We start from the raw sequence: 14,716 nt of genomic DNA on the forward strand, positions 1-14,716 counted from the left end.
GCACTACCCTCGACACGTGGCAGAAAGCGTCGAAGTACTGATAACCGCGTCCGTTGTTCCCAGTTACGCCCACCCAGGCGATGCAGGAGCAGACCTTCACTCAACCGAGGCCCTTGTTCTCGGCCCAGGTGAGCGAGCCCTCGTGGGCACCGGAGTGTCGATCGCACTCCCGGACGGATGCGCTGCGTTCGTCGTGCCTCGGAGCGGCCTGGCCGCGAAGCACGGCATCACCATCGTGAATTCCCCTGGCACAGTCGATGCCGGCTACCGCGGCGAGATCAAGGTCACGCTGCTGAACACCGACCTGACGAGCCCGTACGAGATTTCAGTGGGCGATCGCATTGCCCAACTCATCATCATGCCCGTCATCCGGGCCAACTTTGTTCCCGTTGATCGCCTGCCGGGCAGTCAGCGTGGCGAAGGCGGATTCGGATCGACAGGTTTTTCCGAACATCAGGCAGCACCGACCACCGCTCAGGCGGATGCATCGGTCGCCGACACAACAGGAGGAACCCTGTGAGCGACACCCAGAACCCCGACGAGTTTCCTGAACCGCTGGAAAAGTCGGCCCCGGAAGACCGTGAGACCGAAGGTCCTCTCGACGAGTCTGAGGCGAACCCTGTTCGCCCATACGTCGACCTGGGCGGAATCAAGATCCTGCCCAGGGAGGGCCTGCACCTCCGCCTCGAGATCGAAGAAGGAAGCAAGCGCGTTGTAGCCATCGGCCTCGACTACGCCGGCTCCACGCTGCAGGTCCAGCCGTTCGCAGCGCCGCGATCAAGTGGACTGTGGCACGAAATCCGCGACCAGATCGCAGACCAGATCGCCAAGCAGGGCGGCACGACGACCGAGCGCGAAGGCAGCTTCGGACCAGAACTCGTCGCAGAGATTCCCGTAGCAGCGGGTCAGGGCGCTGGTGGAACCACCCGCATTGCTCGATTCATTGGCGTCGATGGTCCTCGCTGGTTCCTGCGTGGCGTCATTGCCGGTGAAGGTGCAGTAAACGTCGAAGCCGCGCAGCAGATCGAAGACCTCTTCAGGAGCATCGTCGTCGTTCGTGGCAACGCACCTATGCCGCCCCGCGACTTGATTCCGCTTCGGATGCCGGCCACGCCAAGCGGCGAGCCGACAGACGCCTGATCCCACGCACGCCTCACAACCGGATGACTCAAGCCATGACCAACGCCAATTCGCGTAACGACGACGAATCATCCTCAACAGAGCCGGGCGCCGACCAGTCGGTGCCCGGCGCACTGGGCCAGGGCCTGGCGGCTGCAGCCAAGCGCAGTGGTCTGGGTCAGGTGGCTGAGGGGCAGGCGCCCACCGGCGCTGCGCTGCTGAAGGCGATGGGTGGCATCCGAGGGCTAGCCGAGACGATCCTGCCTGGGCTCGTTTTCCTTGTCATCTACACGTTCACCTTCAACGTGCCGCTTTCGCTTGCCGCGTCTGTCGCCGTTGCCGTGGTGTTCACCGTCATTCGGATCATCGGCCGCACGCCGGTCACACAGGCGGTCGCCGGACTCATCGGAGTCGCGGCATCCGCTGTGCTCGCACTGATCAGCGGCAGGGGCAGCGACAACTTCGTTCTTGGTCTGCTCACCAACGCCGGATACGCACTCGCGCTGCTTGTTTCGCTCTTCGTGCGGTGGCCGCTCATCGGGTTGGCCGTCGGTTACCTGATGGGTGACGGTCTGGCCTGGCGCACCAACAAGGCCAAATTCAGGGCGATGCAGCTGTTGACGCTGTGCTGGTTCGGCATGTTCGCCGCGCGCCTGATCGTTCAGCTGCCGCTCTACCTCGCAGACAACGTCAGCGGACTCGCGTTGACCAAGCTGCTGATGGGTATTCCTCTGTACGCACCGCTCCTGCTGGTGTCCTGGCTCGTCGTTCGGGCGATTTACCGTCCTGCCGCCGTCCCCACTGATGCGCCGGCTGGCGACACGCCCCCTCAGTCGTAGCGCCAGAACGATTCTCAGCGGTCAGCTGCTCGTATCCGGAATAGAGTTCTTCTATCGTTTCGCGAAACGCCGCGGCCGGGTCCATGGCCGGGAATAGCACCGAGACCAATGCTAGAGTTATCTCGACGTCGAGATAGTTTGGCGCACAGAATCGGCTCACCGTATGGGATGCGAGTAAGGCTTACCTTGCTAGCTCCATCGGGTTGTGGCCACAAAGATTGATAACGGCCTGCGGCTTTCCGTCGGCTTCCACGAAGGAGAGGGCATCGTGTCTGAGCCAATCAATACGACGGTAAACAGTTTTGGAGCAAAGGACACCCTGCGCGTCGGGCAGACAGACTATGAAGTCTTTCGCCTCGACGCCGTAGCCGGTTACGAGAAGCTGCCATTCAGCCTGAAGGTGCTGCTCGAGAACCTTCTCCGCACCGAAGACGGCGCCAACATCACCGAGGCGCACATCCGTGCCCTGGGCGAATGGGTTCCCACCGCTGAACCAGACACCGAGATCCAGTTCACGCCGGCACGCGTGATCATGCAGGACTTCACCGGTGTTCCCTGCATCGTCGACCTCGCCACAATGCGTGAGGCTGTCGAAGCGCTCGGCGGCGACCCCAAGAAGATCAACCCGCTCGCGCCAGCAGAGATGGTCATCGACCACTCGGTCATCGCAGACCTCTTCGGCACCGAGAACGCTTTCGAGCGCAACGTCGAGATCGAGTACGAGCGCAACGGTGAGCGGTACCAGTTCCTCCGCTGGGGCCAGACCGCATTCGACGACTTCAAGGTCGTACCGCCGGGAACCGGAATTGTCCACCAGGTCAACATCGAGCACCTGGCCCGCGTCACCATGACCCGCACGGTCAACGGGGCTCTCCAGGCCTACCCTGACACCTGCGTCGGCACCGACTCGCACACCACGATGGTCAACGGCCTCGGTGTGCTCGGCTGGGGCGTCGGCGGAATTGAAGCAGAGGCTGCCATGCTCGGCCAGCCCGTTTCGATGCTTATCCCCAAGGTTGTCGGCTTCAAGCTCAACGGCGCGATCCCCACCGGTGTGACCGCGACGGATGTCGTTCTCACGATCACCCAGATGCTGCGTCGCCACGGCGTCGTCGGCAAGTTCGTCGAGTTCTACGGAGCAGGCGTCGCCCAGGTGCCGCTGGCCAACCGTGCCACCATCGGCAACATGAGCCCCGAGTTCGGCTCGACGGCTGCCATGTTCCCGATCGATGACGTCACCCTCGACTACCTGCGCCTCACCGGCCGCAGCGACGAGCAGGTTGCGCTCGTTGAGGCGTACTCGAAGCTGCAGGGCCTCTGGCACGACGCATCCGCTGAGCCCGTCTTCAGCGAGTACCTCGAGCTCGACCTCAGCACGGTTGTTCCCTCGATCGCCGGCCCGAAGCGCCCCCAGGACCGCATCGAGCTGTCCAAAGCCAAGAGCCAGTTCGAGATCGACCTCGACAACTACGCCACCCCGATCTCGGGTGTCGATGCGGCGCTCGAGGGCACCTTCCCCGCTTCAGACCCGCTCGGTTTCACCGCGCAGGACGAAGACAGCGCCCACGATCTGTCGCACCACTCGCACGAGTCGCGTCACCACAGCCACAGCCCCGCGAAGCACACGCAGCCCACAGAGGTTGCGTTGGCCGATGGCCGCGAGTTCACCATCGACAACGGTGCAGTTGCAATCGCGGCAATCACCTCGTGCACGAACACCTCGAACCCGTCAGTCATGCTTGCGGCCGGTCTGCTGGCCCGCAACGCATCGTTGAAGGGCCTGAAGAGCAAGCCATGGGTTAAGACCACGCTCGCACCTGGCTCGAAGGTTGTCACCGACTACTACGCGAAGGCCGGCCTCAACGGCTACCTCGAAGACCTCGGTTTCTACCTCGTCGGTTACGGCTGCACCACGTGCATCGGTAACTCCGGCCCGCTTGAAGACGAGATCTCGGCTGCGATCAACAAGAACGACCTCGCCGTCACCGCCGTTCTCTCCGGAAACCGCAACTTCGAGGGTCGCATCAACCCCGACGTGAAGATGAACTACCTGGCCAGCCCGCCGCTGGTCATTGCATACGCACTCGCAGGGTCGATGAACTTCGACTTCGAGACGGATGCCCTCGGTAAGGACCACGACGGCAACGACGTGTTCCTGGCAGATATCTGGCCAGACGCCGCCGAGGTGCAGAAGACCATCGACGAGTCCATCGACTCGGGCATGTTCGAGACCCAGTACGCCGGTGTCTTCGAGGGTGACGAGCGCTGGAAGTCGCTCGAGACGCCGACCGGCGCCACCTTCGAGTGGAACCCGGAGTCGACCTATGTGCGTCGCCCCCCGTACTTCGAGGGAATGACCATGGAGACCACCCCGGTGTCCGACATCCAGGGTGCCCGCGTTCTGGCCAAGCTTGGCGACTCGGTCACCACCGACCACATCAGCCCGGCCGGTTCGATCAAGGCGGATAGCCCTGCAGGTAAGTACCTCGACGAGCACGGCGTTGCTCGTGCCGACTACAACTCGTACGGGTCGCGCCGCGGAAACCACGAGATCATGATCCGTGGAACCTTCGCCAACATCCGTCTGAAGAACCTGCTGCTGGATGGCGTTGAGGGCGGCTACACCCGCGACTTCACGCAGCCAGAGGGCCCGCAGTCGTTCATCTACGACGCATCGCAGAACTACCAGGCTGCCGGCACCCCGCTGGTCATCTTCGGTGGCAAGGAGTACGGCTCCGGCTCGTCACGCGACTGGGCGGCCAAGGGCACCAGCCTCCTCGGCGTCAAGGCAGTCATCACCGAGAGCTTCGAGCGCATCCACCGCTCGAACCTGATCGGTATGGGTGTCGTTCCGCTGCAGTTCCCGGCCGGAGAGACCTGGGCATCGCTCGGCCTCGACGGCACTGAGTCCGTTTCGATCACGGGCCTCGAAGAGCTGAACAACGGCACGACGCCGAAGACGGTTCGCGTTGTTGCAACCCCGACTGAGAACTCGCCGGCCGGCAAGGCCGTCGTCGAGTTCGACGCCGTGGTTCGCATCGACACCCCGGGTGAGGCTGACTACTACCGCAACGGTGGCATCCTGCAGTACGTGCTGCGCTCACTCGTCGCGTAGTCGTATCGTCTAGACGCTTCGTCTCACACAGAAGGGGCCGGATTCGATTGAATCCGGCCCCTTCTGCATGCCCGCGCCCCGTGTGGCGGCTCGCGCCCGCTCTAGCGGTAGCGGCGTGCCACTCAGGGCGCGGTAGTGGGGCGCAGAACGCGCAGCATCGCGAAGTTGGTCAGCGCAACGCCGCGCAGGACAGGCTCGCGCTGCTCGGTGACGACGAACCCGTGCGCGGCGAAGAACGGGCGCGCTGTCAGGCTGGCGTGCGTCGTGAGCGTCTGGATGCCGCGCGCCAGCGACCGGTCGACCACCTCGTCCAGGAGGGCCGTCGCCACCCCGCGCCTGGCCCAGTCGGGGTGCACGAACATCATGTCGATGTAGCCGGTCGCATCGAGGTCGGTGAAGCCGATCACCCGGGAAGAGCCGTCGTCGACAGCGACGAGAGTTTCTGCCTGCATCCGCTTCTGTGCCCAGGCGCCAGCGTCCCGGTCGCTGGGGGCCCATGCGGCGAGCTGCGCTGCGGTGTAATTACCGGCGGCGGTTTCGTGGACAGCGCGAGTGAAGATCTCGAGCGTTGCACGAGCATCAGTCGGCTCGTATAGGCGAATCAGCACGTGAAGAATTCTAGGTGCGCAGACCCAGCGCATCGCGTGCCATACGCTCTGAGGGTGCGTAGGAGAAAATTCGGCTGGTTGGGCAGGTTCATCGTCATCGCAGTCGGCGTCGCTGCGCTCGTCGCGTTTATGCCGCTGATCGGCCCGATTGTCGCGAACTCGCCATCGACCGTCAAAGGCTTTCTGTCGTCGGCAGCGGATGTCAGCACGTCGTCAGACGGGCCGGCCAGCGTGGCCGACGATTCGCCGGCAACCGCTGCGGAAGCGGCGGAGCCAGTCGCCCTCTCAGTGCCTGCACGTCCTGATAGTGCAGCGCCGATGGTCGTCGACTATGTGCACGACGGCGACACCTTGTTTCTTGTGCCCGCTGACGGATCGTCAGGGGACAGGCTCAAGGTTCGCCTGATCGGCCTTGATACCCCCGAGATCGGAGACAACGCCGAGTGCTTCGGTGCGGAGGCGACCGAGACCCTGCGAGCACTGTTGCCGGAGGGCAGCCAGGTGTTCGCGGCCGCAGACCTCGAGCCCACCGACAAGTACGGCCGCAGCCTCTTCTACCTGTGGACAGCGGACGGCAGCTTCGTGAACTATGAACTCCTGGCACAAGGTGCTGCAGGCACGCTCTCGATTTCGCCGAACATCGCGTACCAGGATGTCTTCCGCGCCGCCGAGGAAGCTGCTCAGGCCGCATTCGTCGGGCTATGGGGAGCTTGCTAGCGCCCCGAGTGGCTAGACGGAACGCTTGCGTGCCACGACCATCGCTCCGACGGCGATACCGGTAATGAGCAGACCTCCGACGCCGAACAGCAGGGGAGCCAGCGGCGTATCCGCAGGCGACGGGCTGTCGCTCGTGGTCGCCTGACTCGTGAATACTGAATGGATGGAACGCAACCTGCTTGTCCCGGAACTGTCAGTTCGCGACCTCGCCGCCAGCCTCGACTTCTATGTCCACGGAGTTGGCTTCGCTGTGGCCTACACTCGCTCAGACCCGGCCTTCGCCTACCTGGACCTCCGGGGCGCTCAGCTGATGCTCGAGGAAGACCATGAGGAGGCGTGGACCACCGGTTCCCTCGACGGGCCAAGAGGGGCAGGGTTCAATTTGCAGATCGAGATTCCCGATGTGCTCGCTGCAAGCAACCGTCTCACCGGAATGGGTGTCTCACCTTTCAGAGAAGTGACAGAGAGCACGTACGACACAGCCGAAGGGCCGTGGACACAGCTCGAGTACCTGGCTCAAGACCCCGACGGTTACCTCATTCGCCTCGTGCAACGACTCTCGACCTGACGCACGAGTGCCGACCTTATGGGGTGCCAGCGGGGGCTGGCGCGTCAATCGCGAGTTTCAGGCCGATCGCGCCGAGGAGTGTGCCAGTGACCCATTTCTGCCAGCGTATCCATGCGGGCTTGCGCTGCAGGAACAGGGCGACTGAGCCTGCGGCCAAGATGATCGCACCGTTAACCGCGACGCCGACGAGGATCTGGATCGCGCCGAGCTGGAATCCTTGTGCCACGATGCTGCCGGCGGCAGGGTCGATGAACTGCGGGATGAGCGCGAGGTAGAGGATCGCGACCTTCGGGTTGAGCAGATTCGTCAGGAGCCCCATACGGAAGAGTTTGCCGAACGAGTCCCGAGGAAGTTCATTGGTCTCGAACAGCGATTTCCCTCCCGGCCGAAGCGTCGTGTAGGCGAGCCAGAGGAGGTAGATGGCGCCCGTGACCTTCAGTGCGATGAACAGCCACGGGACGACGAGGAAGATTGCCGCTAACCCTAGGTTGGCCATGACCATGTACACAACAAAGCCAACCGCGGTCCCGGACAGTGACATCAACCCGGCACGCCATCCCTGGCCGATGCTGCGAGAGACCAGATACATCATGTTCGGCCCGGGGGTGAGGGCGAGCCCAAGCTCGATGAGAGCGATACCGGCGGCGGCGGACAACGAGATCATGCACGCTTCTTTCATGAGGTGGATTCAACGGGCATCCCCCTCGATGCTGCACCCAGTCTCCCATTCCTTAGAGCTCAGGCACGATGCACCTGTGTCGTCGTCGGCTATTTCTCGGACAGCGCGGCAGCCGCTTGCCGCACCGGGTCCAGCCTTGTCGCTTCGGCGTCTCGCCGGCCCGCCGTGATCCAGTCCGGGGGAGCGTTCTTCGGGGATCCCGTTGCGAAGGGCGGCTCAGGGTCGTATTCGATGGTCAGCTGGATTCGCTCTGCAGCTTCACGACCTCGAAGGTTTTCCACGAGAGAGAGCGCAAAGTCGATACCGGAAGATACTCCAGCACCAGTGATGACCGCGCCGTCGCGGACGACCCGCTCGCTCGTGGGAATTGCGCCCAGCTCGGAAAGCATGTGGAGGGATGCCCAGTGGCTGGTGGCTCGTTTTCCTTTGAGGAGTCCCGCGGCACCCAGAACGAATGAACCCGTGCAGACGGACGTGACAAAGGAGGCCGCGTCGGCTTGGCGGCGGATGAAGCGAAGCACATCGCTGTCAAGCATGGCGTCGAACGCTCCCGCTCCTCCCGGGACGAAGAGCACATCCGACGGCGGGGCGGTATCGAACGTTGCGGTGGGAACGATCGCCCACCCGCAGTCCGTCACGACCGGGTCGAGAGTTCGTGCCGCGAGAACAACGCGGGTATTGCTCATCCGGGCGAAGATCTGCGCGGGGCCGGTGAAATCCAGTTGAGTGAGCTGCGGGAAAAGCGCTACGACAATCGTGATCTCGGCGTCAAGCATGTCTCAAACATAGCGATGACAAGCAGGTCGGAACGCATCCGATGGCCCTGTTCCGGTATGCGTCAGACTGGTGAGATGCTCAAGGATCTCTCGCTGCCGGCTTCTCTCGCGATACGGAATGGCTCTGTCACGCTTCGCAATGCCACCGAAAGGGACCTCGACGCCCTCATGCAGCTGTTGGCCGACGACACTATCAGTGCCACACGCGGCGATGTCGGCGATGCAGACGACCGACCTGCGTACCTCGCGGCGCTCCGCGCAATCGTCTCGGACCCGGCGAACGCCCTCATCGTGACCGTCGACGCTTCTGACACTCTGGTCGGCACAATGCAACTGACGCGCATCCCGGGAATGGCCAGGAGGGGATCAACGCGCCTTCTGGTGGAGGCGGTGCGAGTCAGGGGCGATCAACGTTCGAGCGGCATCGGCAGCGCCATGATGCGGTGGGTAACGGATGTCGCAGCCCGCGAACTTGGTTCGAGCCTTGTGCAATTGACATCCGACGCCGCACGGCGCGACGCGCACCGGTTCTACGAGCGTTTGGGCTTCACTGGGTCGCACATAGGATTCAAATACCGAGTCACCAACGGTCACAGGTCAAACCAGCGATGACCAATCGGGCGTGCGATTGATTCCGGGCGTGCCTGGCCGCCCTACCGCCGGGCCGCTCTGCCGCTCAGTCTGACGTTGCGAGTGACTTCGCGTCGTCGGATGCGATGGGCCGCTCGTCGGCCTGCGCGGCGCGAGACCGACGGGTGCGGAGGGCAGTGCGCCCGGCCTTGCTCAGTTCGAGCAGGATCGGAATTCCCGAGATCAGGATGATGCCGATGATGAAGAACTCGGAGTACGTGGCGACAAACTCGATCTGGCCGAGGAAGAAGCCGACCAGGGTGAGACCGACGCCCCACAGGAATGCGCCGACCAGGTTGAACGAGATGAATGTGCGGTAGCTCATCCGGCCAACACCTGCTGCAACGGGAACAAAAGCCCGAAACACTGGCAAGAAGCGCGCCAGGATGATTGCCTTGCCGCCGTGCTTCTCGAAGAAGGCATTGGTGCGCTCAACATTCGCGGGGTTGAAGAACTTGCTCTCTTTACGCCTGAAGATCGCCGGCCCGGCTTTTCGGCCGAGGAAGTACGCGAGTTGGTCACCGGCGAATGCCGCGACGAAAATGACCCCAGCTGTTAGCCAGATCGGGAAGTCGACAAATCCAGTCGCCGTCAGCAATCCAACGGTGAACAGCAGGGAGTCGCCGGGCAAGAACGAGAGCACGATCAGGCCGGTCTCCGCGAAGATGACGGCTGCGACGCCGATCAGGATGAACGGACCGAACCAGTGGATCAGCCAGTCGGCATCAAGAAAGTCGATACCCAGGAGGGTGGGGTGCATGGGAAGGAGGTTCCTTTCGGCGGGCCGCGGCCAGAAGTATTCATCACACGGCACGTATCAGCTTTGAGAATAACAGGCATGCTGGGGAGAGCCCTTTGAGCAGCCAGCGATCGGTACGCAGCGGTAGTGTCGGCCAGAGTGCCCTACTTGCGCCACGCTGCGCGTTCAGCGTCGCGAGGTGCGTGCGTAACGGGGTTGGCATCGCCGTCCCAGACCTTCACAGGTCGAAAGGCGTTCCAGGCCGGCCAGCCCGGGTTTCCTGACCTGGCGAACTCCACCCACGCCGAGTGCATGGCGCTGGCGAGAGGCTGGGGTGCGTCTGGACCCGCTAGGGCCGTGGCATCCTCGCTGGCAAGGGCGTCGAAGACGAAGCCGAGTTCCAGTGCGTGGCAGGCACCGAGATCTTCGACGGGTGAGCGCCAGGAGAATTCATACACGTGGGTCGCCGCCTCCCGTTCGGTCAGGCGCGCGTCGGCGATCTTGTTGATGGGTACCCGCAGCAACAAGTCGGTGGCCAGTGCCCCGAATAATTCGCCGACGCTGGCACCGGGGCGGTTGCGGCGATACATCGCCACAGTGCGTGGTGAGATCTTGAACGTGAGCATGGCCGCGGCGATGTGCAGCCAGCCGATCTTCTTCAGCAGCCCGGTAGGAATGAACCAGAGTCGGTATTCCTCGGTGTTCGACCCGATGAGCAGGGGGATGTCGGATCCCGCTCCGACGGAGATCGCTTCGGCCGGGTCGGCGAGAATCAGATTGTCGTCGATCGTGAGGTTGAATGCCGGGCCACCGGTCAGGGGAGTGGTGCCGGCGGTTACTTCGCGCTGGGCCTCGAGAAGTCGATCTGCCCTGATTCCGGCGAAGGCGGCACGGGTCGCCTTCACACCCAGGTTCCTGGCCATCAGATCGCTGATCCCCTTGGTCTTCGCTCGGGGTCTGGCATCCGGTGGTCCACTCTGCATGATCGCCTTGTCGAACAGGTCGCGGGCGTCTGGATGGGCAAGCAGCGCTGCGATACAGATTGCACCTGCCGATTCACCCATCACCGTGACGTTGTCGGGGTCTCCACCGAACTGGGCAGCATTGCGGCGTACCCAGCGGAGCGCTGCAACGATGTCGGCAAGGCCGAGATTGGTGTCAGCTCCATCGATCACCGAGAACCCCTCAGCGCCGAGCCTGTAATTGACGCTGATGAACACCGCTCCGTCGCGGGCGAAGGCTGTCCCGTCGTAGACGGGCAGCGCATTCGAACCACGCGTCAACGAGCCGCCGTGTATCCAGACGATCACCGGATGCCAGCGCACGGTCGGCGTCTCGGACGGCGCCCAGATCGCCAGGTTCAAGATCTCATCGCCCGGCACTGTCACCGTCGACAAATATCGCTCCATGCCGCCGGAGTACGGGAGTTGTGGCGGCGTCGGTCCGTGACGCCCGCAGTCGCGTTCATCGTCGTGCGACGGCGCCGGCTGTGGGGGAGCGAAACGGTTCGGGCCGACAGGGGCAGCGGCATACTGCACGCCCAGGTATCTGTCGACGCCGGCGACGCGAAGTCCGCGGATGATGCCGGTCTCGATTACAACGGCCGGAGCGATGTCTGCTCCGGTAGTTTCAGGCTGTGTCATGGTTCTCCCTACGGGCGCTCATTCCACGCTCATCATGCCCGACATTGGGACGTGGACGCTTTACCACGTGCTCACCCAGCCGAGCAGCGTAGAATTGCGAGAACTGTTCGACCGGCTTGCCGGTTCATGAAAGGTAGTGCATGACCCTCCTCGAGTCGATTAAAGGTCCTCGCGACCTCGATGCTCTCTCGAAGGATCAGCTGCTGCAGCTCTCCGCCGAGATCAGGGATTTCCTCGTACAGGAGATCGCAAAGACAGGCGGGCACCTCGGCCCCAATCTGGGTGTTGTCGAGACGACGATCGCCATCCATCGGGTCTTTGACTCGCCCAAGGATGCGATCGTGTTCGACACCGGACACCAGTCATACGTACACAAGCTCCTGACCGGGCGTCAGGACTTCAGCAGGCTGCGCCAGAGCGGCGGCCTCGCGGGTTATCCGCAGCGTTCAGAGTCCGAGCACGACATTGTCGAGAGTTCACACGCGTCAAGCTCACTGTCGTGGGCAGACGGCATTTCTCGCGCATTCACCATGACCGGCCAGAACGACAGACACGTCATTGCAGTCGTCGGCGATGGCGCACTCACCGGCGGTATGACGTGGGAAGCGCTGAACAACATCAGCGACGACAACGACCGTCGCCTGATCATTGTCGTCAACGACAACGGTCGCTCCTATGCCCCGACGATCGGTGGCATGGCTCGCTTCCTCAACACGGTGCGCACCCGGCGCAGCTACCGAAACCTCTACCTGTCGAGTCGTGAGGCGTTCGACCACCTCGGCGCTCCAGGACGAGCTGTCTATCGCGGTGTGCGCGGCGGCCTTCACGGGTTCCTCAGCCGGTTCTCCAATACCGAGGCGCTGTACTCCAACCTCGACATCAAGTACATCGGCCCCGTCGACGGTCACGACCTCGACGCTCTCCAGGAGGCACTGTCCCAGGCGAAGGGCTACGGCGCGCCGGTGATCGTGCACACGATCACTCAGAAGGGCAAGGGCTACGACCCTGCCGTCCAGGACACAGCCGACCAGTTCCACGCCGTCGGTCAGATAGACCCAGAGACAGGCGAATCTGTCGAAGCTGCAGGCAACCCGAGCTGGACCTCGGTATTCGCCGACGAGCTGCTGAATCTGGCCACGGCCAATCCCCGTCTTGTCGGTATCACTGCGGCGATGCTCCGTCCGACAGGTCTGCACCGCATGGCAGAGCGTTTTCCCGACCGCGTTCACGACGTGGGGATCGCAGAACAGCACGCCGTGACATCCGCTGCCGGCCTCGCCTTCGGCGGACTTCACCCGGTAGTCGCCCTCTACGCCACCTTCATGAACCGTGCGTTCGACCAGGTGTTGATGGATGTCGCACTGCACAAGGCAGGCGTCACCTTCGTTCTTGACAGGGCCGGTGTCACAGGCCCCGACGGCCCCAGTCACCACGGCATGTGGGACCTGGCGATCCTGCAGGTAGTGCCAGGCATCAAGCTTGCTGCACCACGTGACTCGATCCGCCTGCGAGAAGAACTCGCCGAAGCTGTCGCCGTCGAAGACGCACCGACCGTGCTGCGCTTCCCCAAGGGCAGCACCGGTACTGAATTCACGGCTCTTCGTCGCCTTGACGACGGCGTCGACGTGCTGCACGAGTCGGTCCAGCACGACGTGCTGATCGTGACAGTCGGGCCGATGGCCGGCATGGGCCTCGAAGTTGCGGAGCGCTTGGCAGCCCAGGGGATCGGCGCGACGGTCATCGACCCGCGCTGGGTCGTTCCTGTGCCGAAGAGCGTCATCGAACTGGCCAGGTCGCACCGCCTGGTGGTGAGTATCGAGGATGGCATCAGGGTCGGTGGCATCGGCACGCGCATCCGTCAAGACCTGCGTGAAGCCGGCGTCGACACCGCGGTGACCGAGTTGGGGCTGCCAGACGAGTTCCTCGACCACGCAACGCGTGCTCAGATCCTGGAGCATGCTGGCCTCACCTCGCAGCAGATTGCCCGCGACGTGATCGATATGGTGCTCGGCAGCAAGTTGCCGCGGGCCAGGCCGCTGTCCGCAGACGGTACGAACACCGGCTCGATTCCGCTCACGCAGCGCCCCGCAGAGTAGCGCCAGGGGCCGAGCCTGAGAATCCGCCTAGGTGGTGCCACAGGCTGGGCGCCGAGGGTTGCCTGCCCCACCGGACAGGGTTAGCGTTTGGCCGGTCGTTGGAGACCGTCTCACCCTCTGTCTGAGGTGCTCCGGCGGCAGGGAGCAGGGGTTGTCGACCATGAAGCACATCACGCTGGGAACCGGTGGCCTCGAGGTATCGCGCCTTGGGCTCGGCTGCATGGGAATGTCTGCTTTCTATTCGGGTGCAGGCAGCGACGATGCCGAATCGATCCGGACGATCCACCGCGCAATCGACTTAGGCGTGACGCTACTCGACACCGCCGAGATGTATGGCCCGTATCTCAATGAGGAACTGCTGGGACGCGCACTCGTGCAACGGCGCGACGAGGTGGTGATTGCCACGAAGTTCGGCACGATCCTGCACAGGGGAGACGGGTCACGCGGCCTTGACGGCAGCGCAGAAAACGTGCGGCTGGCTGTCGAAGGGTCACTGACCCGTCTGGGCACTGACCGTATCGACCTGTACTACCAGCACCGAGTCGACCCAAACACTCCGATCGAAGAAACAGTCGGGGCACTGTCTGAGCTGATCAGCGAGGGCAAGATCCATCACTATGGACTCTCGGAGGCGGGACCAGAGACCATCAGGCGTGCCCATGCTGTGCATCCGATGACCGCTCTGCAGACCGAATACTCGCTCTGGACTCGAGACCCCGAAGCCGAAATCCTGCCGCTACTGCGCGAACTTGGCATCGGCTTCGTCGCGTACTCGCCGCTCGGGCGGGGGTTCCTCACCGGAGCCATCCGCTCGGTTGATCAGTTCGACGCCGATGACTTCCGCCGGGCCAACCCCCGTTTCGAGGTCGATAACCTGGCGGCCAACGCGCGCATCGTCCAGCAGGTGGATGCTGTGGCGGCCGAGCTTGATGCCACTCCGGCTCAAGTTGCCCTGGCGTGGCTGGTGGCGCAGGGCAATGACATCGCGGCGATACCGGGTACCAAGCGGGTTGAACGGCTTGAAGAAAACGTAAGAGCTGATGCCCTCGAACTCAGTGCCGACCAGCTCGCTGCTCTGGATGCAATCGAGGCGCCCGCCGGGGATCGCTACGCGGATATGACGCCGCTGAACCGCTGAACTGCTTGATCGCTTCACACACAGGGCGGGCCCGATCATCTCATGGTCG

At 63.3% G+C, this 14,716-nt stretch carries 15 protein-coding genes; 9 read left to right on the forward strand and 6 right to left on the reverse strand.

Annotated elements, in window-relative coordinates; all coding sequences use genetic code 11:
* Positions 1 to 16: 16 nt before the first annotated feature.
* The 4 genes from dut (at position 17) to acnA (ending at position 5,073) form a co-directional block, all read left to right on the forward strand.
* Positions 17 to 520 carry a dUTP diphosphatase gene (gene dut, locus ACMT3I_RS04715; RefSeq protein ID WP_414803275.1) on the forward strand — a complete coding sequence of 168 codons (504 nt, stop codon included), beginning with the start codon at positions 17 to 19 and terminating at the stop codon, positions 518 to 520.
* Positions 517 to 1,140, forward strand: a complete 624-nt coding sequence (locus ACMT3I_RS04720) for a DUF3710 domain-containing protein (protein ID WP_414803276.1) — start codon at positions 517 to 519, stop codon at positions 1,138 to 1,140. Before dut ends, ACMT3I_RS04720 begins: the two co-directional genes overlap by 4 nt.
* Positions 1,141 to 1,175: 35 nt before the next feature.
* Positions 1,176 to 1,958: a DUF3159 domain-containing protein gene (locus ACMT3I_RS04725; protein ID WP_414803277.1), complete on the forward strand. Its 783-nt coding sequence runs from the start codon at positions 1,176 to 1,178 to the stop codon at positions 1,956 to 1,958.
* A 268-nt stretch (positions 1,959 to 2,226) separates the two neighbouring features.
* Entirely contained in the window at positions 2,227 to 5,073 is a 2,847-nt protein-coding gene (gene acnA, locus ACMT3I_RS04730; RefSeq protein WP_414803278.1) for an aconitate hydratase AcnA, read from the forward strand.
* A gap of 122 nt (positions 5,074 to 5,195) precedes the next feature.
* Here acnA and ACMT3I_RS04735 read toward each other — a convergent pair whose 3' ends face one another.
* Positions 5,196 to 5,681, reverse strand: a complete 486-nt coding sequence (locus ACMT3I_RS04735) for a GNAT family N-acetyltransferase (RefSeq protein WP_414803279.1) — start codon at positions 5,679 to 5,681, stop codon at positions 5,196 to 5,198.
* A 54-nt stretch (positions 5,682 to 5,735) separates the two neighbouring features.
* Here ACMT3I_RS04735 and ACMT3I_RS04740 point away from each other — a divergent pair, with 54 nt between their 5' ends.
* Positions 5,736 to 6,398 carry a thermonuclease family protein gene (locus ACMT3I_RS04740; RefSeq protein WP_414803280.1) on the forward strand — a complete coding sequence of 221 codons (663 nt, stop codon included), beginning with the start codon at positions 5,736 to 5,738 and terminating at the stop codon, positions 6,396 to 6,398.
* 12 nt (positions 6,399 to 6,410) lie between these two features.
* Here ACMT3I_RS04740 and ACMT3I_RS04745 read toward each other — a convergent pair whose 3' ends face one another.
* The gene (locus tag ACMT3I_RS04745) at positions 6,411 to 6,572 is read right to left on the reverse strand and encodes a hypothetical protein (RefSeq protein WP_414803281.1); all 162 of its coding nucleotides are present in this window, start codon (positions 6,570 to 6,572) and stop codon (positions 6,411 to 6,413) included.
* Between ACMT3I_RS04745 and ACMT3I_RS04750 the strand changes: the two genes are divergently transcribed.
* Positions 6,562 to 6,966: a VOC family protein gene (locus ACMT3I_RS04750; protein WP_414803282.1), complete on the forward strand. Its 405-nt coding sequence runs from the start codon at positions 6,562 to 6,564 to the stop codon at positions 6,964 to 6,966. The genes ACMT3I_RS04745 and ACMT3I_RS04750 overlap by 11 nt on opposite strands.
* Before the next feature lie 16 nt (positions 6,967 to 6,982).
* Here ACMT3I_RS04750 and ACMT3I_RS04755 read toward each other — a convergent pair whose 3' ends face one another.
* Together ACMT3I_RS04755 and ACMT3I_RS04760 are read right to left on the reverse strand one after the other, a co-directional pair.
* Positions 6,983 to 7,630, reverse strand: a complete 648-nt coding sequence (locus ACMT3I_RS04755; protein ID WP_414803283.1) for a LysE family translocator — start codon at positions 7,628 to 7,630, stop codon at positions 6,983 to 6,985.
* Positions 7,631 to 7,734: 104 nt separating this feature from the next.
* The gene (locus ACMT3I_RS04760; RefSeq protein ID WP_414803284.1) at positions 7,735 to 8,421 is read right to left on the reverse strand and encodes a DJ-1/PfpI family protein; all 687 of its coding nucleotides are present in this window, start codon (positions 8,419 to 8,421) and stop codon (positions 7,735 to 7,737) included.
* A gap of 75 nt (positions 8,422 to 8,496) precedes the next feature.
* On the opposite strand from ACMT3I_RS04760, the gene ACMT3I_RS04765 reads away from it, so the two are divergent.
* Positions 8,497 to 9,033: a GNAT family N-acetyltransferase gene (locus ACMT3I_RS04765; RefSeq protein ID WP_414803285.1), complete on the forward strand. Its 537-nt coding sequence runs from the start codon at positions 8,497 to 8,499 to the stop codon at positions 9,031 to 9,033.
* A 64-nt stretch (positions 9,034 to 9,097) separates the two neighbouring features.
* Here ACMT3I_RS04765 and ACMT3I_RS04770 read toward each other — a convergent pair whose 3' ends face one another.
* Together ACMT3I_RS04770 and ACMT3I_RS04775 are read right to left on the reverse strand one after the other, a co-directional pair.
* On the reverse strand, positions 9,098 to 9,811 hold the full coding sequence (locus ACMT3I_RS04770; RefSeq protein ID WP_414803286.1) for a DedA family protein: 714 nt from the start codon (positions 9,809 to 9,811) through the stop codon (positions 9,098 to 9,100).
* Positions 9,812 to 9,954: 143 nt separating this feature from the next.
* Positions 9,955 to 11,433, reverse strand: coding sequence for a carboxylesterase/lipase family protein (locus ACMT3I_RS04775; protein ID WP_414803287.1), 1,479 nt, complete (start codon positions 11,431 to 11,433; stop codon positions 9,955 to 9,957).
* A gap of 140 nt (positions 11,434 to 11,573) precedes the next feature.
* Between ACMT3I_RS04775 and dxs the strand changes: the two genes are divergently transcribed.
* Together dxs and ACMT3I_RS04785 are read left to right on the forward strand one after the other, a co-directional pair.
* On the forward strand, positions 11,574 to 13,529 hold the full coding sequence (dxs, locus tag ACMT3I_RS04780; RefSeq protein WP_414803288.1) for a 1-deoxy-D-xylulose-5-phosphate synthase: 1,956 nt from the start codon (positions 11,574 to 11,576) through the stop codon (positions 13,527 to 13,529).
* Positions 13,530 to 13,689: 160 nt separating this feature from the next.
* The gene (locus tag ACMT3I_RS04785; protein ID WP_414803529.1) at positions 13,690 to 14,667 is read left to right on the forward strand and encodes an aldo/keto reductase; all 978 of its coding nucleotides are present in this window, start codon (positions 13,690 to 13,692) and stop codon (positions 14,665 to 14,667) included.
* Positions 14,668 to 14,716: the final 49 nt, after the last annotated feature.

The sequence above is a fragment of the Leifsonia sp. A12D58 genome (genome assembly GCF_047530025.1).
In the GTDB taxonomy this organism is placed as follows: Bacteria; Actinomycetota; Actinomycetes; order Actinomycetales; family Microbacteriaceae; genus Cryobacterium.